The sequence below is a fragment of the Pseudazoarcus pumilus genome (assembly GCF_002872475.1).
Taxonomy (GTDB): domain Bacteria; phylum Pseudomonadota; class Gammaproteobacteria; order Burkholderiales; family Rhodocyclaceae; genus Pseudazoarcus; species Pseudazoarcus pumilus.
Map to the genome: position 1 here is coordinate 1,529,249 of NZ_CP025682.1, position 23,204 is coordinate 1,552,452.

Annotated in this window: 20 protein-coding genes and 1 tRNA gene; 18 read left to right on the forward strand and 3 right to left on the reverse strand. The window is 65.7% G+C overall.

Features of this window, described 5'->3' with window-relative positions; genetic code table 11:
• Positions 1-12 precede the first annotated feature (12 nt).
• Together C0099_RS07355 and C0099_RS07360 are read left to right on the forward strand one after the other, a co-directional pair.
• A complete protein-coding gene (locus tag C0099_RS07355; protein WP_102246832.1) occupies positions 13-672 on the forward strand; it encodes a DsbA family oxidoreductase in 660 nt (219 codons plus the stop codon).
• On the forward strand, positions 669-1,496 hold the full coding sequence (locus C0099_RS07360; RefSeq protein ID WP_102246833.1) for a Rossmann-like domain-containing protein: 828 nt from the start codon (positions 669-671) through the stop codon (positions 1,494-1,496). Before C0099_RS07355 ends, C0099_RS07360 begins: the two co-directional genes overlap by 4 nt.
• A 97-nt stretch (positions 1,497-1,593) precedes the next feature.
• Here the strand turns inward: C0099_RS07360 and C0099_RS07365 are convergent, their stop codons facing one another.
• On the reverse strand, positions 1,594-2,790 hold the full coding sequence (locus C0099_RS07365) for a CaiB/BaiF CoA transferase family protein (protein ID WP_102246834.1): 1,197 nt from the start codon (positions 2,788-2,790) through the stop codon (positions 1,594-1,596).
• A 244-nt stretch (positions 2,791-3,034) separates the two neighbouring features.
• On the opposite strand from C0099_RS07365, the gene ftsH reads away from it, so the two are divergent.
• The 12 genes from ftsH (at position 3,035) to C0099_RS07425 (ending at position 16,406) form a co-directional block, all read left to right on the forward strand.
• A complete protein-coding gene (ftsH, locus tag C0099_RS07370) occupies positions 3,035-4,927 on the forward strand; it encodes an ATP-dependent zinc metalloprotease FtsH (protein ID WP_102246835.1) in 1,893 nt (630 codons plus the stop codon).
• Positions 4,928-5,014: 87 nt separating this feature from the next.
• The gene (gene folP / locus C0099_RS07375) at positions 5,015-5,866 is read left to right on the forward strand and encodes a dihydropteroate synthase (protein ID WP_228151673.1); all 852 of its coding nucleotides are present in this window, start codon (positions 5,015-5,017) and stop codon (positions 5,864-5,866) included.
• A 70-nt stretch (positions 5,867-5,936) separates the two neighbouring features.
• Positions 5,937-7,289, forward strand: coding sequence for a phosphoglucosamine mutase (gene glmM, locus C0099_RS07380; protein WP_102246836.1), 1,353 nt, complete (start codon positions 5,937-5,939; stop codon positions 7,287-7,289).
• A 140-nt stretch (positions 7,290-7,429) separates the two neighbouring features.
• Positions 7,430-8,404, forward strand: a complete 975-nt coding sequence (locus C0099_RS07385) for a PstS family phosphate ABC transporter substrate-binding protein (protein WP_102246837.1) — start codon at positions 7,430-7,432, stop codon at positions 8,402-8,404.
• A gap of 78 nt (positions 8,405-8,482) precedes the next feature.
• On the forward strand, positions 8,483-11,116 hold the full coding sequence (locus tag C0099_RS07390) for an ABC transporter permease subunit (RefSeq protein WP_102246838.1): 2,634 nt from the start codon (positions 8,483-8,485) through the stop codon (positions 11,114-11,116).
• A gap of 14 nt (positions 11,117-11,130) precedes the next feature.
• Positions 11,131-12,873: a phosphate ABC transporter permease PstA gene (gene pstA, locus C0099_RS07395; protein WP_102246839.1), complete on the forward strand. Its 1,743-nt coding sequence runs from the start codon at positions 11,131-11,133 to the stop codon at positions 12,871-12,873.
• A gap of 19 nt (positions 12,874-12,892) precedes the next feature.
• Positions 12,893-13,729 carry a phosphate ABC transporter ATP-binding protein PstB gene (pstB, locus tag C0099_RS07400; RefSeq protein ID WP_102246840.1) on the forward strand — a complete coding sequence of 279 codons (837 nt, stop codon included), beginning with the start codon at positions 12,893-12,895 and terminating at the stop codon, positions 13,727-13,729.
• Positions 13,730-13,848: 119 nt separating this feature from the next.
• The gene (gene tpiA / locus C0099_RS07405) at positions 13,849-14,604 is read left to right on the forward strand and encodes a triose-phosphate isomerase (protein ID WP_102246841.1); all 756 of its coding nucleotides are present in this window, start codon (positions 13,849-13,851) and stop codon (positions 14,602-14,604) included.
• Positions 14,605-14,630: 26 nt separating this feature from the next.
• Positions 14,631-15,050 (forward strand): preprotein translocase subunit SecG, encoded by a 420-nt coding sequence (gene secG, locus C0099_RS07410; protein ID WP_102246842.1) that lies wholly within the window; start codon positions 14,631-14,633, stop codon positions 15,048-15,050.
• Positions 15,051-15,108: 58 nt separating this feature from the next.
• Positions 15,109-15,193: transfer RNA gene (locus tag C0099_RS07415), tRNA-Leu, on the forward strand.
• Positions 15,194-15,267: 74 nt separating this feature from the next.
• Positions 15,268-15,819, forward strand: coding sequence for an NUDIX domain-containing protein (locus tag C0099_RS07420; protein ID WP_102246843.1), 552 nt, complete (start codon positions 15,268-15,270; stop codon positions 15,817-15,819).
• Positions 15,819-16,406 (forward strand): IMPACT family protein, encoded by a 588-nt coding sequence (locus C0099_RS07425; protein WP_102246844.1) that lies wholly within the window; start codon positions 15,819-15,821, stop codon positions 16,404-16,406. The genes C0099_RS07420 and C0099_RS07425 overlap by 1 nt, the downstream gene beginning before the upstream one ends.
• Here C0099_RS07425 and C0099_RS07430 read toward each other — a convergent pair whose 3' ends face one another.
• Positions 16,407-18,995, reverse strand: coding sequence for a [protein-PII] uridylyltransferase (locus C0099_RS07430; RefSeq protein WP_102246845.1), 2,589 nt, complete (start codon positions 18,993-18,995; stop codon positions 16,407-16,409). It lies immediately after the preceding gene.
• A gap of 3 nt (positions 18,996-18,998) precedes the next feature.
• Positions 18,999-19,826 carry a type I methionyl aminopeptidase gene (gene map, locus C0099_RS07435; protein WP_102246846.1) on the reverse strand — a complete coding sequence of 276 codons (828 nt, stop codon included), beginning with the start codon at positions 19,824-19,826 and terminating at the stop codon, positions 18,999-19,001.
• Between the two features lie 343 nt (positions 19,827-20,169).
• Here map and rpsB point away from each other — a divergent pair, with 343 nt between their 5' ends.
• The 4 genes from rpsB to frr all read left to right on the forward strand — a co-directional run bounded on the left by rpsB (position 20,170) and on the right by frr (position 23,193).
• Complete coding sequence (rpsB, locus tag C0099_RS07440; protein WP_102246847.1) at positions 20,170-20,934, forward strand: 30S ribosomal protein S2; 765 nt, start codon at positions 20,170-20,172, stop codon at positions 20,932-20,934.
• A 75-nt stretch (positions 20,935-21,009) separates the two neighbouring features.
• Positions 21,010-21,897: a translation elongation factor Ts gene (gene tsf, locus C0099_RS07445; RefSeq protein ID WP_102246848.1), complete on the forward strand. Its 888-nt coding sequence runs from the start codon at positions 21,010-21,012 to the stop codon at positions 21,895-21,897.
• 11 nt (positions 21,898-21,908) lie between these two features.
• Positions 21,909-22,625: a UMP kinase gene (gene pyrH / locus C0099_RS07450; protein ID WP_102246849.1), complete on the forward strand. Its 717-nt coding sequence runs from the start codon at positions 21,909-21,911 to the stop codon at positions 22,623-22,625.
• 10 nt (positions 22,626-22,635) lie between these two features.
• Positions 22,636-23,193 carry a ribosome recycling factor gene (frr, locus tag C0099_RS07455; protein ID WP_102246850.1) on the forward strand — a complete coding sequence of 186 codons (558 nt, stop codon included), beginning with the start codon at positions 22,636-22,638 and terminating at the stop codon, positions 23,191-23,193.
• The last annotated feature ends 11 nt before the right edge of the window (positions 23,194-23,204 follow it).

Consider the following 23,204-nt stretch of genomic DNA (forward strand, 5'->3'; position numbering starts at 1 on the left):
GAAGGAGCCCCGATGACGCTCGACATCGACGTCGTTTCCGATTTCGTCTGTCCGTGGTGCCGGCTGGGCCGGGCGCGGCTGGAACAGGCTGTCGCGCATTTTCTCGCCGATCGCCCCGATGTGCAGGTGCGCATCAACTGGCTGCCGTACTTTCTGAACCCGGACACGCCGCTCGCGGGCGAAGCCTATCGCCCCTTTCTCGAGAAGAAATTCGGCAGCGCGCAAGCCGTCGATGCCTTGTTCGCGCGGGTGCGCGAGGCGGCCGCGTCCGATGGCCTGCATTTCGCGTTCGAGACCATCCGCGTTCGCCCGAATACCTTGCGTGCGCACCGCCTGATCTATCGCGCGCAGTCGCGCGGAGAGACCAATGAACGCGTGCAGACACTGGTCGCCGCGGTGTTCGAGGCTTATTTCGTCGAGGGCCGTGACATCGGCGACGTGCACACTCTCGCCGACCTGGCCGCCAGCTGCGGCCAGCGGCGCGAGCGCGTCATCGACTATCTGGAGAGCGATGAGGATGCGTCGGCAGTGCGGCGCATCGCCGCTCAACTCGGACGGCAGGGGGTCGAGGGCGTGCCTTTCTTCATCTTCAACCGCAGCCTCGCGGTCTCCGGCGCACAGTCTGCGGCGGCCTTGGGAGCGGCGCTCGCGCAAGCGGCTGACGCAGCGTGAGTATTGCCCTGGATCTGCTCGCGAGTGCGCGGCGCATCGCCAGCGCGGCCGCTCCGCCGCGCGTGCGCGCGCTGCACCGGCCGCGACAGGATGCCGAGGGCAAGCGCTCGGCCTTTTGTGCGATCGAGCTCGATGGCGGCTGGCTCGGCCTGGCCTATGTCTCGCTCGACGACACGCGCTCGCGCATCGACGCGATTGCGGCGGATTCGATCATCGGCCGCGATGTCCTCGATGTCGTGGCCGGCTGTGCGAGCGAGGATGCGCTCGCACGTACGCTCGGCATCGCCGCGCTGAACGCACTGAGCGTGTGGTTCTTCGATCGGACCGGTTTCGTGCCGCCCGACGCGCAGGGCGTGCTGCCGGGCATCGCGCCGGCCGCCGGCGAACAGGTCGGCATGGTGGGCCTGTTCGAGCCGCTGGTCGATCCGGTGCTGGCCTGCGGTGCGCGTCTGACCGTCGTCGAACTCGACGCTTCGCTCGCGGGTGAACGCCACGGCTGGCGCATCACGCTCGATGCGGAGGCGCTGGGCGAGTGCGACGCGGTGATCTGCACCAGCACCACGTTGCTCAACGACACGCTCGAGGGCGTGCTGGCGCGCTGTGCGCGGGCGCGCGAATTCGCGCTCATCGGCCCGGGCGCGGGCTGCGTGCCCGATGCGCTGTTCGCGCGCGGGGTCACGCGTATCGCGGGCAGTCGCGTCATCGATGCGCCGGCGCTAATCGACGCCTTGTCGAGCGGGCTCTCGTGGGGACGCTACGCGCGCAAGTTCGATCTGGCGCGCGCCGAGTATCCGGGGCTGGACGCATTGCTCGCGCGCCTGTAGGTCGCGTCGAGCCGCAGGCGAGTGCGACGCCCCCGCCGACGAGTGTCGCCGCGTCGGCCCTCGCTGCGCTCGCCCCGACCTACCCATCCGGTCCGGATCAAACCGCGCCGTCTTCGTGCAGCGCATGGATGCGCGCCTCGTCGTAGCCCAGTTCGCGCAACACCTCTTCGGTATGCGCACCCAGTTCGGGGCCGATCCAGTCGATGTCGCCTGGCGTGTCGGAGAGCTTGGGCACGATGCCCGGCTGTTTGAAATCACGCCCGTCGGGCAGTCTGGCCGGGCGCAGCATCTCGCGGGCGAGAAACTGCGGATCGGCGAACATGTCGGCGGCCGAGTACACGGTGGTTGCCGGTACCCCCGCGGCGTTGAGCGTGGCCATGACGGTTTCGGCGTCGTGTGCCGAGCACCAGGCGTCGATCACTGCGTAGAGTTCGTCGCGGCGCGCGTCGCGGCCGGCGTTGTCGGCCAATTGCGGGTCGGCGGCGAGATCGTCGCGGCCGATGGCGCGCATGAAGCGGGCGAAGATGGCGTCGCCGTTGGCGCCGATCTGGATGTGCTTGCCGTCCGATGTAGTGTGAATTGCCGACGGCGTGATGCCGGGCATGATGTTGCCGGTGCGCTCGCGCACGAAACCGAAGACGTCGAATTCGGGCACCATGGATTCCATCATCGCGAACACGGCTTCATACAGCGCCACATCGACGACCTGGCCGCGCCCGCCGTTGACTTCGCGGTGCCGCAGCGCCATCAGCGCGCCGATGGCGGCCCACAGTGCGGCGATGGAGTCGCCGATGGAAATGCCGGTGCGCACCGGCGGGCGGTCGGCGAACCCGGTGATGTAGCGCAGCCCGCCCATGGATTCACCCACGGCGCCGAAGCCCGGCTGTTCGCGGTAGGGGCCGCTCTGTCCGAAGCCCGACAGGCGTACCATGACCAGACCGGGATTGGCGCCTGCAAGGGATTCATGGTCGAGGCCGAACTTCTCGAGCACGCCGGGTCGAAAGTTCTCGACGACGATGTCCGCACGTTCGGCGAGCCTGCGTACGAAGGCCTGGCCGTCGGGGTGCTTGAGGTTGGCGGTCACCGACTTCTTGTTGCGCGATTGCACGTACCACCACAGCGATGTGCCTTCATACAGCTTGCGCCATTTGCGCAGCGGGTCACCGCCATCGGGGGATTCGACCTTGATGACCTCGGCACCGAATTCGGCGAGGATGCGGGTGCAGAAGGGGCCGGCGATGAGCGTGCCCAGTTCGAGTACGCGCACGCCTGCCAGGGGTCGATCGGGGGTCATCGGCTCTCCGGGCTGTGTTGGCATGTAAGCGGCAATGGTGAGCGTTCGCCACCGGCGGTTCAAGCCCCGCGCCGATTGACGCGATTTCACGGGCGCTTCGCCACGAGTGGGCGCCCGACGATTATCGCCGGCGATCGCGCCGATTTGTTTACCTGCGGGAACGATCACTAATAGAATGGGTCATTGTTCTGCCGCCTGAAGACGGCATTTGTGCCATCGGATACAGGCTTTCAAGGAAAAGACGTTGAATAATCTGTTCAAGAATCTCGCGGTCTGGATGGTCATCGGCATCGTTCTGATGACGGTCTTCAACCAGTTCAACGAACGCCAGGTCGCCCCGAGCACGCTGGAGTACTCGCAGTTCATGGACGAGGCGCGTTCGGGCCGCATCGCCGAGGCGACCATCGACGGTCGCGTGGTCAAGGCCACCACCACCGACGGGCGCAAGGTCACGGTCTACACCCCGGGCGTGCAGGACATCTGGATGGTGTCCGATCTGATGCGTGCGGGCGTGACGATCACCGCGGCCAAGCCGGATGATGATCAGTCCTTCCTGATGAGCATCTTCGTGTCGTGGTTCCCGATGTTGCTGCTCATCGCCGTATGGATCTTCTTCATGCGCCAGATGCAGGGCGGCGGACGTGGTGGCGCGTTCTCGTTCGGCAAGTCCAAGGCCAAGATGCTCGACGAATCGGCCAACTCCATCACCTTCGCCGACGTCGCCGGTTGCGACGAGGCCAAGGAGGAGGTGTTCGAACTGGTCGAGTTCCTGCGCGATCCGTCCAAGTTCCAGAAGCTCGGCGGCCGCATCCCCAAGGGCGTGCTGATGGTCGGCTCGCCGGGTACCGGCAAGACGCTGCTGGCCAAGGCCATCGCGGGTGAGGCCAAGGTACCGTTCTTCTCGATTTCCGGTTCGGACTTCGTCGAGATGTTCGTTGGCGTCGGCGCCGCGCGTGTGCGCGACATGTTCGAACAGGCCAAGAAGCACGCACCGTGCATCATCTTCATCGACGAGATCGACGCAGTCGGCCGTCAGCGTGGCGCCGGTCTGGGTGGCGGTAACGACGAGCGCGAGCAGACGCTCAACCAGCTCCTCGTCGAAATGGACGGTTTCGAAGGGCAAAGTGGCGTGATTGTGATCGCCGCCACCAACCGCCCTGACGTGCTCGATCCGGCGCTGCTGCGTCCGGGCCGCTTCGACCGCCAGGTGGTGGTGCCGCTGCCCGATGTGCGCGGCCGCGAGCAGATCCTGCGCGTGCACATGCGCAAGGTGCCGATCGCCCCGGACGTGGACGCGCAGATCCTCGCGCGCGGTACGCCGGGCTTTGCCGGTGCCGATCTGGCCAACCTCGTAAACGAGGCGGCGCTGTTCGCCGCGCGCGGCAACAAGCGACTCGTCGACATGGAGGATTTCGAGCGCGCCAAGGACAAGATCATGATGGGCGCCGAGCGTCGTTCGGTGGTCATGCCCGAGGAGGAGCGCAAGAACACCGCCTATCACGAGTCCGGTCACGCCGTGGTCGCCAAACTGCTCGACAAGACCGATCCGGTGCACAAGGTCACCATCATCCCGCGTGGCCGCGCGCTGGGCGTGACCATGCAATTGCCGGAAGGCGACCGCTACAGCGAGGATCGCGAGCGCCTTCTGCAGATGATCGCGGTGCTCTTCGGCGGCCGCATCTGCGAAGAGATCTTCATGAACCAGATGACCACGGGTGCCTCCAACGACTTCGCCCGCGCGACCGACCTGGCGCGTCGCATGGTCACGCAGTGGGGCATGTCTGACAAGCTCGGTCCGATGGTCTATGGCGAGGAGGAAGGCGAGATCTTCCTTGGCCGTCAGGTCACCACCCACCGCAACGTGTCGGAGGACACGATGCGTGCGGTCGATACCGAGATTCGCCGCATCATCGATGAGCAGTACGCGCTGGCGCGTCGTCTCATCGAGGAGAATCGCGACAAGATCGAGGCCATGACTGCCGCGCTGCTCGAGTGGGAGACCATCGACGCGGACCAGATCAACGACATCATGGATGGACGACCGCCGCGTCCCCCCAAGCAGTCGGCGATTCCGCCCGAGCGGCCGAGTGACGATGCGCCGGGCGGAGCACCCGATGCGGCGGCTTCACCCGCCTGATCATCCGCGACGCTCCACGAAAGACCGGCCAGGCCGGTCTTTTGTTTGGAACGTCAGGACCACTGCGTTTCGCTGCAAGCCGTAACCATGACTGCGCATGCCGATCCCGTGCCCCCGGCCGACCTGGCCTGCGGGCGCTTCTCCATTGACCTTTCCGTGCCGCGACTGATGGCCATCGTCAACGTCACGCCTGACTCGTTTTCGGGCGACGGGCTCGCGCATGACGTCGGTGCTTCGCTCGCGCGTGCCGAAGCGGCCGTGCGTGACGGCGCCGAACTGCTCGACATCGGTGGCGAATCCTCGCGCCCGGGCTCCGCAACGGTTTCCGAGCAGGAAGAACTCGACCGCGTCCTGCCGCTGCTCGAACGCCTCGCCGAGTGGCCGTTGCCGGTGTCGGTCGACACCGTCAAGCCTGGCGTGATGCGTGCGGCCATCGCTGCCGGAGCCAGCATGATCAACGACATCAACGCCTTTCGTGCGCCCGGGGCGATCGAGGCGGTGGCAGGCTCAGACGCGGCCTTGTGCGTGATGCACATGCGCGGCGAGCCGCGCACGATGCAGCAGGATCCGGTCTACGAGGACGTGGTGGGCGAGGTCGCCGCTTTCCTCGACGAACGTGTCGCCATGCTGCGCACGGCCGGGGTCGCGAACGAGCGCATGGTGCTCGATCCGGGATTCGGCTTCGGCAAGACGCTGGAGCACAACCTGGCGCTGCTGCGCGCGATTGACCGTTTCTGCGCAGGCGGGCATGGCGTGCTGGTGGGCGTGTCGCGCAAGCGCATGCTCGGAATGATCACCGGGCGCGCCGTGGATGAGCGCATGGCGGCCGGTCTGTCCGCAGCGTTGCTGGCGGTCGAAGGCGGGGCGCGCATCGTGCGCACCCACGATGTGGCTGCGACGCGCGATGCGCTGGCAGTTTGGAAGGCCGTGCGGCGCTGACATCCGGTTGCGGCGTGCTCGCGCCGCCCGGTCCATAATGCGGCCATTGCCGCTTTCGAACAGGACGACGATGGGACGCAAGTATTTCGGCACCGACGGGGTGCGTGGCCTGGTCGGCGCCGAGCCGATCACGCCGGACTTCGTGATGCGACTCGGTTACGCAGCGGGACGCACGCTGGTGCGCCGCGAGAACCTGCCCACCGGGGAGCATCCGGCGGTGCTCATCGGCAAGGACACGCGCATCTCGGGCTACATGCTGGAGGCCGCGCTGGAGGCCGGCTTCGCTGCCGCCGGCGTGGACGTGATGCTCGCCGGGCCGCTGCCCACGCCGGCCGTAGCCTACCTGACCCGCGCGCTGCGCCTGCAGGCCGGGGTGGTGATCTCGGCCTCGCACAATCCGTTCTTCGACAACGGCATCAAGTTCTTCTCGGCCGGCGGCATGAAGCTGCCCGACAGCGTCGAGTCCGAGATCGAGGAGACGCTGGAACAGCCCATGGGCTGCGTCGAGTCCGCGCGCCTGGGCAAGGCACAGCGCATAGACGACGCAGCCGGGCGCTACATCGAATTCTGCAAGAGCACCTTTCCCAACGAACTCGACCTGCGCGGCCTGCGCATCGCGCTCGACTGTGCGCATGGTGCGGCCTACGCGATTGCGCCCAAGGTGTTTCATGAGCTCGGCGCCGAGGTGGTCGCCGTCGGCGTGGAGCCGGACGGCCTCAACATCAACGACGAGGTCGGCGCGACCCAGCCCGAACACCTGCGTCAGGCGGTACTTGCCCACCAGGCCGACATCGGCATCGCGCTCGACGGCGATGCCGACCGCGTGATCATGGCGGACGCCGATGGCGAGCTGTATGACGGTGATCGCCTGCTCTACGTGATCGCTGCAGCCAGCCACGCGGCCGGTCGCCTCGATGGCGTGGTGGGCACGCTGATGAGCAATCTGGGGCTGGAGCACGCGATCGAGCGCCTCGGCGTGCCCTTCGACCGCGCGAAGGTGGGCGACCGCTACGTGCTGGAACTCTTGCAGGAGCGTGGCTGGAAGCTCGGTGGCGAGGGTTCAGGCCACATCATCTGTCGCGATTGCCACACGACCGGTGACGGCATCGTCTCCGCCTTGCAGGTACTCTCGGCCCTGCGCCTGCGCGGATGCAGCCTGAGCGACGCCTGCGCGCCGCTCGTCCTCTACCCCCAACGGCTCGTCAATGTGCGCATGCCCGCCGGTTTCGACTGGCGCGCCGACCCGGCCATCGACGCCGCGCGCGCGCAGGCCGAGCACGAATTGGGCGATGCGGGCCGCGTCCTGTTGCGTCCGTCCGGCACCGAGCCGCTGCTGCGCGTGATGGTGGAGGGTCGCGACGGCCCCCAGGTCGAGCGCCTGGCCCAGCTCATCGCCCATGCGGTGGAGCAGGCCTTCGCCTGACCGTCGCGCGATCTCGAATTGATCGGTTACGTTTCACATAACTGTAATTTTGCAGCCGGATAATCCGTTTCGTTCCCGCAGCGGCGGGGGCGCCCCGCCAAGTGGGGCAGACTGAATACACGAAACTGGAGATTCCGCACATGTTCAAGAAGCGCTTCATCGCGGCCGCAGTCACGGCCGTCGCCGCGTCCTTCGCCGCCCAGGCCCAGGTCCAGGTCGATCCCGCTTTGCCGTCCTACGAGCCGGTCAGTGGCGTCTCCGGCAGCCTGAAGTCCATCGGCTCGGACACGCTCAACAACCTCATGACGCTGTGGGCCGAAGGCTTCAACGCCATGTACCCGGCGGTCAAGATCGAGATCGAAGGCAAGGGTTCGAGCACCGCGCCCCCGGCGCTGATCGCCGGCACCTCGCAGTTCGGTCCGATGTCGCGTCCGATGAAGTCCAAGGAAATCGACGACTTCGAGAAGAAATACGGCTACAAGCCGACCGCCGTGCGCTCGGCCATCGATGCGCTGGCCGTCTATGCACACAAGGACAACCCCATCGAGTGCCTGACGCTGCAGCAGGTCGACGCGATCTTCTCGAAGACGCGCAAGGGTGGCCTGGACAAGGACATCACGACCTGGGGCGACGTCGGCGTGACGGGCGAATGGGCCAGCCGTCCGATCTCCATCTACGGCCGCAACTCGGCCTCGGGCACCTACGGTTACTTCAAGGAAGTCGCGCTGTTCAACGGCGACTACAAGGACAGCGTCAAGGAGCAGCCGGGTTCCTCGACCGTGGTCCAGGGCGTGGCCTCGGACGTCGGCGGTATCGGTTACTCGGGCGTGGGCTACAAGACGGCCGACGTGAAGTTCGTCAAGCTGGCCACCGCGCCGGGCGAGACCTGCTACGAGCCGAACGCCGAGCACGCATCCAGCGGTGCCTACCCGATCTCGCGCTTCCTCTACATCTACGTCAACAAGAACCCGAACCGCGACCTCGAGCCGCTGCGTGGCGAGTTCATCAAGTTCATCTACTCGAAGCAGGGTCAGGAAGCGGTCGTCAAGGACGGTTACTTCCCGGTGATCAAGGCGCTTGCCGACGATGACCTGAAGCGTTTCGGTCTGAAGTAAGAGAATCGGTTCGCTTCACGACGGGCGGGTACGGGAGTCCGTGCCCGCCTTTCGCACTTCACGGAATACGGAAACTCCATGAGCGAAAACACCGACGATTCGACCGTCTCCGGCGGTGGCTACAAGCGCCTCCTGCCCACGGGTCGGACGACGCGCAAATCGGTACTTGTCGCGGATCGCTTCGCGGACGTGTCGATTACCCTGGGTGGGCTGCTGGTCATCATCGCGGTCTTCGGCATTCTGGCCTTTCTTGCGCGCGAGGCAATCCCGCTGTTCCTCGATGGGGAAATCAAGCGTCAGGACGCCTATGTGCTCGAAGCCTCCCCGGAGATGGTCTGGGCCAACGCCGACGAATACCAGACGATGGGGCTGCGTATCGATCCGGACGGGCGGGTGACGACGTATCACATCGGCACGGGTAGACCGCTCGCGGGCGTCGCGCTCGATTTCGGCGGCGCGCAGGCCACCGCGGTGGGGGCGACCAACAACCGCGAAGATCTGTTGTTCGGCTTCGCGGACGGCAGCGTGCGTTTCGCCCATGTGGGCTTCGAATCAAAGGTCATGCGCCCCGAGGACATCCCCGCGGTGCTTACCGAACTCAATGAACAGGACATGACCGACGGCATCTCGGTGTTTCGTCGCGTGCCGGGAAATCAGATCCGGCGCATTTCGCTGACCGCCGAGCTGTCCGATGCGGAACAGATTGTTCCCGAGGGAGTGCCGATTGCCGCGGTCGGTTATGCACTGGGGGGTACGATCGAGCGTCCCACGCGCTCTTTCGTTAGCTTCGACTCCTTCGGGGTCGGGCGTCTGACCCGCGCGGATTCGCGCATCAATCTGATGACCGGGGCGGAGACCGTTACGACACGCACGACCACGCTGCCTTCCCTGCCGGCGGGGACGCCGGTCAAGAAGGTGCTCCTCACCGGCCAGGCCGACCAGGTGTATGTCGGCGTCGCCGACGGGACGGTGTTCCGCTTCGATACGAGGGACTTCGAGAATCCGGTGCTGGCGGAGTCGCAGCGCCTCACTCCGGAAGGCGTCGATCTGGGCGTTCTGGGCTTTCTGATCGGCGATCAGACCATTGTGGTCGGTGGCAGCGACGGCTCGGTGCGCATGTACTTCCGACTACAGGAGGACGCCGCGCAGACCGAGGACGGCTACCGCATGGTGATGGCGCGCGAGCTCGAGCCGCAGCCCGCGGGCATTGTCGCTTACGACGTGTCGCAGCGGCGCAAGAGTTTCGTCACGCTCGATGCCCAGGGCAACCTGTGGTATCGGCACGGAACCAGTGAACAAGTGCTGCTGCGCGTCGCTCAGGACAAACCCTCGGGCGAGGGGCGCGTGCAGGTCGTGCTGATGCCACGCGATGATGGCGCCAGCGTGCTAGATCCGTCCGGCGCCGTCGATCACTGGCGCTTTTCCGTCCCACACCCGGAGACGACCTGGAGTTCGATCTTCGGCGAGATCTGGTACGAGGGCTACGAGGAGCCCAACTACACCTGGCAATCGTCTTCGGGAACCGACCTGTTCGAGCCCAAGTTCTCTCTCGTGCCGCTGATTTTCGGCACGCTCAAGGCCACCGTCTATTCGCTGATGTTCGCTGTACCCATTGCGTTGCTCGCGGCGATCTACACCTCGGAGTTCGTGCATCGCCGCGTGCGTGCCACCGTCAAGCCGATGATGGAGATGATGGAGTCACTGCCCACCGTGGTATTGGGCTTCATCGCGGCGCTGATCCTCGCGCCCATCGTCGAGAGCTGGATCGCGGCGGTGGTGCTGGGCTTCGTCGCGCTACCGCTGGGTTTGATGGTGGCCGCGCAGTTATGGCAGATGCTGCCGCCGCACGTGGCGCTCAAGCTCAATGGCATTCCAAAATTCCTCTTCATGTTCGTCGTCATCGGCATTTCTGCCCTGGTCGCGCGCCTGCTGGGTCCGTCGTTCGAGCAGGCCTTCTTCGCCGGTGATTTCAAGGCCTGGACCAACCGGGACGTGGGCGGTGCCGTGCCGTTCATGAGCCTGTTCCTGTGGCCGTTGGCCTTCGTGCTGCTGACGATGGCTTTCAACCGAACCATCGGTACCGCCTACCGCATGCATCTGCGCGGCGTGAGCCGCCAGCGCGCGGGGGTGCTCGACGGTGCGCGCTGGCTGTCGATGGCGGTTACGTCGGCGCTGCTCGCCTGGATGGCGGCCACGGCGCTTGCCGCGGGAGGCTTCGATCCGCGCGGCGGCGTGATCGACACCTATGTGCAGCGCAATGCGCTGGTGGTCGGCATGGTGATGGGCTTCGCGATCATTCCGAACATCTATACGCTGGCCGAGGACGCGCTCAACGCCGTGCCGGGGCAGTTGCGTGCGGCCAGTCTGGCCGCCGGCGCCACGCCCTGGCAGACGGCGGTCTGGGTGGTACTGCCGACCGCGATGTCGGGGGTGTTTGCCGCGTGCATGATCGGCATGGGGCGCGCGGTGGGCGAGACCATGATCGTGGTGATGGCCGCGGGCAACACGCCGGTGCTTGACTGGAACATCTTCAATGGCCTGCGCACGCTGTCGGCCACCATCGCCGTCGAATTGCCCGAGGCCGTAGTCGGAGGAACCCTGTATCGCATGCTGTTCCTTGCCGCGCTGACGCTGTTCGTGATGACCTTCGTCATCAACACGGTCGCCGAAGTCATCCGCCAGCGCTTTCGCAAGCGCGCCTTCCAGCTCTGAGCGCCGGAGGGAACATGAGTACACGAGTCGATATCGAGACCACACAGATGAACAAGGAAAAGCAGGGCAAGGCCGTGCGGCGCTATACCGCCGACCTGTCGGCGGTCGGCGAACCGGCCCTTTGGGGCTTCGGTGGCGCACTGGCGCTGGGCATCATCCTGATCTGCGGATTTCTGCTGATGATCGTCTGGAACGGCATGAGCACGTTCTGGCCCAAGCCCATCGCCATCGTCACTCTCACCAGCGGCGACAAGGTCGCCGGCGAGCCCTCGCGCCAGGGCTACTACAAGCCGCGCGACGAGCTGCTGGAGGGGCTGTCGGCGCAAAAGCGTGAGGAACTCGAGGCCAGCGACGGGCTGGCCAGCCGCACGCTCTACCGCATCGGCAACTACGACCTGTACAACGAGGACTTTCGCTGGGTCAGCGACTACGAGGTCGAGTCGGTCGAGTATGCCCCCGATTTTCACTACTTCGAGCGTCAGGAATGGGGGCCGTTCGTCGGCAGGATCAAGAGTGTGATACTCGACGGGCAGGAGCACGATCCGGCGTCGCTCGGACTCGACGGCATCGAACAGGCGCAGCAGCGTGCGCGCGAGCGCTTCTCCGAGATCCGTCGCATCGAGCGCGTCGAAATCGGCAAGGTCAATCACGAACTCAACCAGGCGCGTCTGGAACTGCGTCGCATCGAACTGAGCGAGGGGCGTGACAGCACCGCCTACCGCGACGAACTCGAACGCGTGGAGCGACTCGACGCCGAACTGCAGCGCGAGTACCAGCGGCTGCAGGAACGTGCCGATGCGATCAAGAACGTCGACGCCGGCGACCGCATCGTGCTCGAGGAGGTCGGCGGCATGGCCGCGGAGCTTCCGTTGTCGCAGATCGTGCGCTTCTATCCGGCGAATGACTTGTCCATCGTCGGCAAGCTGGGCGTCTATCTTTCGCGCTGGGGCGAGTTTCTGACCTCCGAGCCGCGCGAGGCCAACACCGAGGGCGGCATCCTGCCCGCGATTTTCGGCACCGTCACGATGACGCTGCTGATGGTCGTGGTGGTGGCGCCGTTCGGCGTGATCACCGCCCTGTATCTGCGCGAGTACGCCAAGCAGGGCAAGCTCGTCGGGATGGTGCGCATCGCCGTCAACAACCTCGCCGGCGTGCCCTCCATCGTCTACGGCGTGTTCGGCCTGGGCTTCTTCGCCTATACCGTGGGTGGGTCGATCGACGCGATCTTCTACCCCGAACGCTTGCCCAACCCGACCTTTGGTACCGGCGGCATCCTGTGGGCCTCGCTGACCCTGGCTCTGCTGACGGTGCCGGTCGTGATCGTGGCCTCGGAGGAGGCGTTGAGCGCGGTACCGCGTTCGATCCGAGAGGGCGCGCTGGCCTGCGGGGCGTCCAAATGGCAGACCATCCGCTCCATCGTGCTGCCGCACGCGATGCCGGGCGTGATGACGGGGCTCATCCTGGCGATGGCGCGCGGTGCCGGCGAGGTCGCGCCGCTGATGCTGGTCGGCGTGGTCAAGCTCGCGCCAGAGTTGCCGATCGACGGCTTCGCACCGTTCATCCACCTGGAACGCAGCTTCATGCACCTGGGCTTTCACATCTTCGATGTGGGCTTCCAGTCGCGCAACTCCGAGGCCGGCAAGCCGATGGTGTTCGTCACCACCTTGCTGCTGCTGGGGCTTATCGTGCTGATGAATTCGTCGGCGATCTACATCCGCAACCGGCTGAAGAAGAAGTTCGCCGGCAGTCAGTTCTGAGCATCGGGAGTCAATCAACATGAACATCGCCACCATCGAATCGCCCGAAGAGCGCGCCGCGCATGACGCGAAGACGGTCTACCACGTCGCCGAGTCGGGGCAGGGCGCGGCCATCACGATCAAGGACTTCAACCTGTGGTACGGCGAGGTGCAGGCGCTGTATGGCGTGGACATGGAGGTCCAGCGTGGAATGGTCACCGCGCTGATCGGGCCGTCCGGCTGCGGCAAGTCGACGCTGCTGCGCTCGCTCAACCGCATGAACGATCTGATCGACACGCTGCGCATCCGCGGTGAGGTGCGCGTCAATGGTCAGGACATCTACGCCCCCGGTACCGACGTAATCGCACTCAGAAAGCGCATGGGCATGGTCTTCCAGAAGCCCAATCCGTTCCCCAAGTCGATCTACGAGAACGTGGTGTTTCCGTTGCGCGTCGAGGGCATCAGCGATCGCAGCATGCTCGACGAGGCCTGCGAGCGGGCGCTCAAGGGCGCGGCACTGTGGAACGAGGTCAAGGACCGGCTGCAGGAGAGCGCGCTGGGGCTCTCAGGTGGCCAGCAGCAGCGTCTGTGCATCGCCCGCGCGATTGCCGCCGAGCCGGAAATGCTGTTGATGGACGAGCCATGCTCCGCGCTCGACCCGATCGCCACGGCCAAGGTCGAGGATCTGATCGGAGATCTGCGCGGGCAGTTCTCCATCGTCATCGTCACGCACTCCATGCAGCAGGCCGCGCGCGTGTCGGACAACACCGCCTTCATGTATCTGGGCAAGCTCATCGAGTACGGTTCCACCGACAAGGTGTTCACCAATCCGCTCGATTCGCGTACCGAGGACTACATTACCGGCCGCTTCGGCTGAGTGTTCGAGAGGGCGGCGGAAGGGCGGCGCGGTGCCGCCCTTTTTGCGCTTGTCGCGGTGCGTGCTTTACGCTGCCAAAGGCGGCAAGGTAGAATGGAATATTTCCCGAAGCGCGCCGAATGAACCCGAAACTCGTTGTCGGCAACTGGAAGATGAACGGCCGGCTCGCCGACAACCGTGCACGTGTGGGCGCGCTGCGCGGGAGTGTGCCCGAGGGCGTCGAAGTTGCCGTGTGTGCGCCGTTTCCGTATCTGGCGCAGCTTGCCGATCTCGTTGCCGGTTCTCGCCTCGAGTACGGCGCCCAGGACGTGAGCGAATTCGCCGACGGCGCCTGCACCGGCCAGGTCAGCGCGGGCATGCTCGGCGATTTCGGCTGTCGTTACGTCATCGTCGGGCATTCGGAGCGGCGCAGTCTGGCCGGGGAAGATGACGCAACCGTCGCCCGCAAGGCGGCCGCAGCCCTCGATGCGGGAATCGTGCCGATCGCTTGCATCGGCGAGACCGCCGAGGAACGCGACGCGGATCGGGTCGAGGCAGTATTGCGCCGTCAGCTCGATGCGCTCGATTGCGCCTCGCTGGCTTCGCGGCTCGATTCCATCGTGCTCGCCTACGAGCCGGTGTGGGCGATCGGCACGGGCCGTGTCGCCACGCCCGCGCAGGTTTCGCAGGTGCTCGCGCTGGTGCGCGCATGGCTGGCCGAGCGCGTTGCGCGGCCCGAGCGCGTGCGCATCCTCTACGGCGGGAGCGTGCGCGCCGAGAACGCTGCGGCGCTGTTCGATCTGCAGGACGCGGACGGGGCGCTGGTCGGTGGCGCGTCGCTGGACGCGGAAGAATTCGCGGCGATTTGCCGGGCAGCCGCCCCGGCGTCGCCTTGACGTTTTTGACTGGGAGTGACGAATACATGGGTGATTACCTGTTTTCCGTCGTGCTGACGATCCACGTAGTGGTCGGTATCTGCACGGTCGGTCTGGTGCTGATGCAGCATGGCAAGGGTGCCGATGCCGGTGCCGCGTTCGGTGGCGGCGGCGGTGGCGGTGGCGCAGGAGGGGCCGGCAGCGTGTTTGGCTCGTCTGGATCGGCCAACTTCCTGAGTCGTACGACGGCCGTGCTGGCCACCGCCTTCTTCATCACCAGTCTGGGGCTGGCGTATCTGGCGAGCAAGCCCGCGCAGGCACCGGAGAGCGTCATGGACAGCGCGGTGCCGTCGTTGCAGAGCGATGTTCCTGTCGTCCCTTCAAACGAAGTGCCGCCGGCCGCGCCGGGCGCGTCCGGCGATGTGCCGGTGCCGACGCAGGAGAACACGCCAGCGCAGGCCAATTGAGCGGTTCCCGGTTGCATGCAGCGCCGGGATCCGTATAATGCCCGTTCTTCGATTCAGTGCCGACGTGGTGAAATTGGTAGACACGCCATCTTGAGGGGGTGGTGGCGCAAGCCGTGTGAGTTCGAGTCTCACCGTCGGCACCAACTGATTCGACACGATGCCCGCGTTCAGCGGGCATCGTCATTTGTGCGGTAGCAAAGCCGCATCGGAGGCGCAGATGGGCGACGGGAAGCCCGACACACTGGAAGAACGGATGCTGGACTCCGAGCAGGTGTATCGCGGCGTGCTCCTCGATGTGCGGCGCGATCGCGTCAGTCTGCCCGACGGAACCGAATCGGTGCGCGAATACATCCGCCATCCCGGTGCGGTGGTGGTCATTGCGCTGCACGATGATGGACGCATCGTCTTCGAGCGTCAGTATCGCTATCCGCTGCAACGGGTGTTCCTGGAACTGCCTGCCGGCAAGATCGACGTGGGCGAGGACGTCGAGCTGTGTGCACGGCGCGAATTACGCGAGGAAACCGGCTTCGAGGCGCGCGAGTGGGGCTACGTGGGGGTCTTCCATCCGTGCATCGGCTATTCGGACGAGCGCATCGAGGTCTTCGTCGCGCGGGGCCTGGAGCAGGTCGGCAGCGCCCTCGACGAGGGCGAGTTCCTCGAGGTGTTCACGATGAGCGCGGACGAACTCGACGCGGCCGTGCGCGACGGCCACATCACCGATGGCAAGACCCTGTCCGCGTTGTATCTCGCGCGCGACCATCTGGGCTGATGGCACATACGCTGGCGGCGCCCGCCTGCAGCGAACTGGTGATCCGCAAGAGCCGCTTCATCGGCTGCGTGGAGCCGGTCGCCGACCGCGACGCGGCGCTCGCGCGCGTGGCGGCGCTGCGTGCAGAACATCCTGGCGCGGCTCACGTGTGTTGGGCGCTGCTCGCCGCTGGCCAGTCGGCGGCGGTCGACGACGGCGAGCCGGGCGGCACGGCCGGGCAGCCGATGCTGCGCGTGCTGCGCCATCACGATCTGGACGGCGTGCTCGCCACCGTGGTGCGCTACTTCGGCGGGATCAAGCTGGGGGCCGGCGGCCTGGTGCGCGCCTACACCGATGCGGTCGCGCGCGCGCTCGACGATGCGCACAAGATTGCGCTGCGCGCACGGGTGGTGCTCGAGTGCGAGATTCCGTACGAGCTGGAAGGGCTGTTTCGCCGAGAGATCGAGTTGCTCGGCGCACGCCTCGAGGCCGCCGAGCATGGCGCCGCGGTGAAGTTGTCGGTGGCGGTGTATGAGGATGCTCTGCACGCGCTGCGTGCGCGTCTGGACGAGGCCGGGCAGGGGCGCATGCGCTGGATCGGCGACTGATCAGATCTGCAGCGCGTCCTCGAGCTCGCGCTGCAGCCGCACGGTCTTGCGCTCGTCGGCCAGGGCCGCGCCGGAGAGCAGGAAGGTGTCCTCGATGCGCTCGCCCAGCGTAGTCACCTTCGCGGTATGCACCGTGATCGCATTGCGCGCGAGGATCTCCGCGATCGCGAAGAGGACGCCAGGGCGGTCGGCCGCGGTGATCGACAGGATGTGGTGACGGCCGGCGTCGTCCGGGCGGATGGACACCCCCGGTGTGACCGGGAAGTACTTCACGTGGCGCGACAGGCGCCCGCTGCCCGGGCCGTCGGGCGGGCCGTCGCTCTTCAGGCGTGCCTCGATCTCGTGCTCGATCAGCGTGATCACGTCGCGGTAATTGCCGCCATCGCCTACAGGATCCTGCAGGACGAAGCTGTCGAGCGCATAGCCATGGCGCGTAGTCTGTACCTTGGCCTCGAGGATGGAGAAGCCCAGCCGGCCGAACAGCCCCGTCAGGTGAGCGAACAAGTCCTTGCGGTCATGCGTGAACACCATCACCTGCACGCCCTGGTATTCGCTCGATACGCGTGCCTTGACGACCGGCTCGGCGCTGTCCGGCCGGTGATACAGCAGTCGCGTGTGCCAGGCGATGTCCTCGGCCGAGTTGCGCATGAAATACACGGCTTCGAGCCGCGACCAGAGTGCTTCCTCGATGCCCGGGCGCAGGCCGTAATAGCGCAGCAGCGAGCGCGCCTCGTCCTGGCGCTGGTCCAGTCCCAGCGCCTGCTGCGGTGTGGCTCCGCGCAGCAGGCGTTGCGTGGCGAAGAACAGGTCTTCGAGCAGCTTGCCACGCCAGCCGTTCCACACCTTGGGGCTGGTACCACGGATGTCGGCATGGGTGAGCAGATACAGCGCGATCAGCCGTCGCTCGCTGCCGACGGTGTCGGCGAAGCGGCGCACCACCTCCGGGTCGGAAGTGTCCTGCTTCTGCGCCACCTGCGACATCGTCAGGTGTTGTTCGACCAGCCACACGATGAGATCCGTGTCCTCGTCGGACAGTCCGTGACGCTGGCAGAACTGCCGGGCATCGGCCATTCCGAGCTTGGAGTGATCGCCGCCGCGACCCTTGGCGATATCGTGGAACAGCGCCGCGATATAGAGCAGCCAGTGACGCTCGAAGCCGAGCATCAGCCGCGTCATCAGCGGATATTCGTGAGCGTGCTTGCCCATCGTGAACTGGCGCACGTTGCGCACCACCATCAGGATGTGCTGGTCGACCGTGTAGACGTGGAACAGGTCGTGCTGCATCTGGCAGACGATGCGATGCCAGGCCGGCAGATAGCGGCCGAGAATGCCGTACTGGTTCATGCGCCGCAACTCGTGCACGATGCCGCGTGGCTGCTGCAGGATTTCGAGGAACAGCGAGCGATTGACGGGGTCGGCGCGGAATCTGGCGTTGATCAGGCGTCGGCTGCTCCACAGCAGGCGCAGCGTGCGCGCCGTCATGCCCTTGAGTTCGGGGTTCTGCTGCATCAGCAGGAAGGCCTCGAGCAGGGCCGGCGGATAGCGCTCGAAGACTTCGTCGTCGACGACGTCGAGCAGGTCCGAGACGGCCTGGAAACGGTCGTTGATGGGCCGCGCCTCGCCGCGCTGCTCCGGAAACAGCACGTTGGCGAAGTTCTGCAGCAGCAGGGTGTTGATCTGCGTGACCTTCTTCGCGGTGACGTAGTAGCGCTGCATCATCACTTCGGAAGCGCGCTTGGCAGCGGTGGCCTCGAAGCCGAGCGCCTTGGCGAGGCTCTCCTGATAGTCGAACAGCAGGCGGTCCTCGGCGCGTCCGGCCAGATAGTGCAGGCGGATGCGAACATGCTGCAGAAAGCGCTGGATGTTGCGCAACTCGCGTGCTTCGGCGCCGGTGATGAGACGCTTGCGCGCGAGATCCCGCCAGTCGATCGCAAGATCCGAGGCGCGGGCGATCCAGCCGAGCATCTGCAGGTCGCGCAGCCCGCCGGGGCTTTCCTTGCAGTTGGGTTCTAGCGCGTAGGGCGTGTCGTTGAAGCGCGCGTGACGCTGTTGCTGTTCGAGCGACTTGGCCTTGAAGAAGGCGCGCGCATCGAGCCCGGCCTGATAGCGTTCGCGCATGCGTTCGAACAGCGCCACATCACCGCGCAGCAGCCGCGCCTCGAGCAGGTTGGTCTGGATCGTGATGTCGTCCTGTGCGGTCTCGACGCATTCGTCGATGGTGCGCACGCTCATGCCGATCTCCAGCCCGATGTCCCACAGCGCGCCGACGAAGTCTGAGATGCGTTCCTCGAGCTCGCCGGTCGGCCGTGCTTCGAGCAAAACCATCAGGTCGACATCCGAATGCGGGAAGAGCTCGCCGCGGCCGTAGCCGCCGACCGCGACGATGCTCGCCTCTAGGGGCAGTTCGGTCAGCTCACATAATGCGACGACGGCCTCGTCGACGCGCTGTGCACGTCCGCGCAGCAAGGCGGCTGAGGACGAACCGGCCTCGAAGTCATCGCGCAGGACGCGGCATCCGCGCTCGAGGTGCTCTCGGATGGCCGCCAGTGCGCATTGGCGCGGTTCGCGGGCGAGGGCGGTGTCGAGCATGTTTCAAGTCACGCTGCTGCGGGCATCCACGATGGCCGGGACGGCCGGGCAGCCGGCCGAGACGGTGAGAACCTCGTAGCCTTCGGGTGTCACCAGGACCGTGTGTTCCCACTGCGCCGACAGGCTTCGATCCTTGGTGACGATGGTCCAGCCGTCGGCCAGCTCCGAGATGGCCGCCTTGCCGGCGTTGATCATCGGTTCGACCGTGAAGATCATCCCCGGCTTGAGCTCCAGCCCGGTGCCTGGGCGGCCGTAATGCAGGATCTGCGGCTCCTCGTGGAAAGTCGCGCCGATGCCGTGGCCGCAGAATTCACGCACCACCGAGAAGCCGTTGCGTTCGGCGTACCGTTGGATGGCATGGCCGATGTCGCCCAGGCGTGCGCCGGGACGGATCTCGGCGATGCCCAGCCACATGCACTCGAAGGTCACGTGACACAGACGCCGCGCGAGAATGCTGCCGGCCGCCTCTCCGCCGACGATGAACATGCGGCTGGTGTCGCCGTGGTAGCCGTCCTTGATGACGGTGACGTCGATGTTGAGGATGTCGCCCTTCTTCAGCGCCTTGTCGCCCGGAATGCCGTGACACACCTGGTGATTGACCGAGGTGCATACCGATTTCGGAAACGGCGTGTAGCCCGGCGGGCAGTAGTTGAGCGGTGCCGGCACGGTGCCCTGGACCTCGACCATGTAGTCGTGGCACAGGCGGTCGAGCTCGCCGGTGGTGACACCCGGCCGGACGTGAGGGGTGATGAAGTCGAGCACCTCGGCGCCGAGGCGGCCGGCGATGCGCATCTTCTCGATTTCTTCAGAGGTCTTGATCTTGACGGTCATGGACTGGGGTCGCGTGCGTCGCTGACGGCAGCGGCGCCTGCTGGAATGAGAGGGGGAAAGCCCGCAGCGTACACGGGGCGGACGATTGACAAGGCTATCGCAAGCGGCCCGCAGGGGCAATTGCGCCGTCGCCGCGAGCGCACACGCTTGCTTGCGCAAACCTTGAGTACGGGCGCGGTTCACCGCTATAATCGTCGGCTTGACTGTGTTTCACGGTCAAAATTCACACGCCCGCGGGCAGGCCCATGGGGTCCGGCCCTTCGACGAGAGTTCGAAGGCCGGTGCAGAGGCCGCATTGATGACCTGCGGGCGGAGGTCAAACCCTTTGATTCGGAGTACTACAATGTCAGCAGTCACGATGCGCCAGATGCTCGAAGCGGGCGTCCACTTCGGCCACCAGACCCGATTCTGGAACCCGCGCATGGCCCCGTACATCTTCGGCCAGCGCAACAAGATTCACATCGTCAACCTCGAGACGACGATGGTGAAGTACAACGAAGCGATGAACTTCGTGCGCAAGCTCTCTGCCAACCGCGGCACCATCCTGTTCGTCGGCACAAAGCGCCAGGCGCGCGAGATCATCGCCGAGGAAGCCAGTCGCGCCGGCATGCCCTACGTGGACGAGCGCTGGCTCGGCGGCATGCTGACCAACTTCAAGACCGTCCGCCAGTCGATCAAGCGCCTCAAGGACATGGAAGCGATGATCGAGGACGGCTCGACCGCGCGCCTGTCCAAGAAAGAGGCCCTGATGGCTTCGCGCGAACTCGAGAAGCTGCAGAACAGCATCGGCGGTATCAAGGACATGAACGGTTTGCCCGACGCACTGTTCGTGATCGACGTGGGCTATCACAAGATTGCCGTGTCCGAAGCGCAGAAGCTGGGCATTCCCATCGTCGCCGTGGTCGACACCAACCACTCGCCGGAAGGCATCGACTACATGATTCCGGGTAACGACGATTCGTCGCGCGCCATTCGCCTGTATGCCCGTGGTGCCGCCGATGCGGTGCTCGAGGGGCGCAGCGCGGCGCTGCAGGACATCGTCGCCGCCGGCTCCGACGAATTCGTCGAAGTCGAGGAAGAAGAGGCCGCTTCCGACGAGGAGGCCTGAGCGGACAGGGCGGCCCAGGCCGCCCTTTCTCGGTCCCCACGGAATTCAACACAGAACCCAAATTCAGGAGTCAGCATGGCGGAGATTACCGCAAGCATGGTGAAGGAACTGCGCGAGAAGACGGACGCGCCGATGATGGAATGCAAAAAGGCGCTGACCGAAGCCGGTGGCGACATCGCCAAGGCCGAGGAGATCCTGCGCGTCAAGCTCGGCAGCAAGGCGAGCAAGGCCGCTTCGCGCGTGACCGCCGAGGGCATCGTCGGCGTGCATGTGAGCGATGACGGCAAGCTTGCGGCGATGGTCGAGCTCAACTGCGAGACCGACTTCGTCGCCAAGAACGACGATTTCATCGCGCTCGCCGGCTCGCTGGCGGCGCTGGTCGCCGAAGCCAACCCGGCGGATGTGGCGGCCCTGTCCGCGCTGCAGATGAACGGCGCGACGGTCGAGGCCGTGCGTACCGAGCTGGTCGGCAAGATCGGCGAGAACATCACCATTCGCCGCTTCGATCGCATCGAGGCGCAGGGCAAGGTGTCGGCCTATGTGCACGGCGGTGCGAAGATCGGCGTGCTCGTCGATCTGGTCGGTGCCGACGACGAGCTGGGGCGCGATCTGGCCATGCACATCGCCGCATCCAAGCCGCGTGCGCTGACCGCCGAGGACGTGCCGGCCGAACTGATCGAGACCGAGCGCCGCGTGGCCGCCGAGAAGGCCGCCGAGTCCGGCAAGCCGGCCAACATCGTCGAGAAGATGGTCGAAGGCTCGGTGCAGAAATTCCTCAAGGAGGTCACGCTGCTGGGTCAGCCCTTCGTCAAGGACGACAAGCAAAGCGTCGAGGCACTGCTCAAGGCGCGCAAGGCTTCGGTCGCGCGTTTCGTGCTCTATCAGGTCGGCGAGGGCATCGAGAAGAAGGTTTCGGACTTCGCCGCCGAAGTGGCCGCCCAGGCCGCGGCAGCCCAGAAGTAAGGGGCGCGCCGATGACCGTCGCCGCCTACAAGCGCATCATGCTCAAGCTCTCGGGCGAGGCCCTGATGGGCGACGACGCCTACGGCATCAACGACGACGTGGTCTCGCGCATCGTCAGCGAGATCGGCGAGGTGATCGCGCTGGGCGTTCAGGTGGGCGTGGTCATCGGCGGCGGCAACATCTTTCGCGGCATGAAGGGCGCGGCTGCCGGCATGGATCGTGCGACGGCCGACTACATGGGCATGCTCGCCACCGTCATGAACGCGATGGCGCTGGCCGACGCGGTCAAGCGCGCCGGTCTGTCGGCGCGCGTGCAGTCGGCGCTGCGCATCGAACAGGTGGTCGAGCCCTATATTCGCGGCCGCGCCATTCGTCACCTGGAGGAAGGGCGCATCGTGATCTTCGCCGCCGGTACCGGCAACCCGTTCTTCACCACCGATACCGCGGCAGCGCTGCGCGGCTCGGAAATGGGCGCGCAGATTGTCCTCAAGGCGACCAAGGTCGACGGCATCTACACCGCCGACCCGAAGAAGGATCCGGACGCCAAGCGCTTTCACCGCATCAGCTTCGATGAGGCCATCGGGCGCAACCTTGAAGTACTCGACGCGACCGCCTTCGCGCTGTGTCGTGACCAGAAACTGCCGATCAACGTGTTCTCGATCTTCAAGCCCGGCGCGCTCAAGCGCGTGGTGATGGGCGAGGACGAGGGCACGCTCGTTCATTCCTGAGGATTCGACGATGATCTCCGATCTGAACAAGACCACCGAGCAGAAGATGCAGAAGTCCATCGAGGTGCTCAAGGCCGATCTGGCCAAGGTGCGCACCGGACGAGCGCACACCGGTCTGCTCGACCATGTGACGGTCGAGTACTACGGCAGCATGGTGCCGGTCTCGCAGGTTGCCAACATCACCCTGATCGACGCCCGTACGATCGGTGTCCAGGCTTGGGAGAAAGGCCTGAGCGGAAAGGTCGAGAAGGCCATCCGCGACAGCGATCTGGGACTCAACCCGGCCGCCCAGGGCGACCTGATCCGTGTGCCGATGCCCGCGCTCACCGAGGAGCGCCGCAAGGAACTGATCAAGGTCGTGCGCAACGAGGGCGAGTCGGCCAAGATCGCAATCCGCAACCTTCGCCGTGACGCTAACCAGAACCTCAAGGACGCCGTCAAGGACAAGGAAATCTCCGAGGACGACGAGCGCCGCGGGCAGGAAGCGGTGCAGAAGCTCACCGACAAGTATGTCGCCGAAGTCGACAAGCTGCTCGCCGAGAAAGAACACGAGCTGATGCAGATTTGACCCCCCGGGGC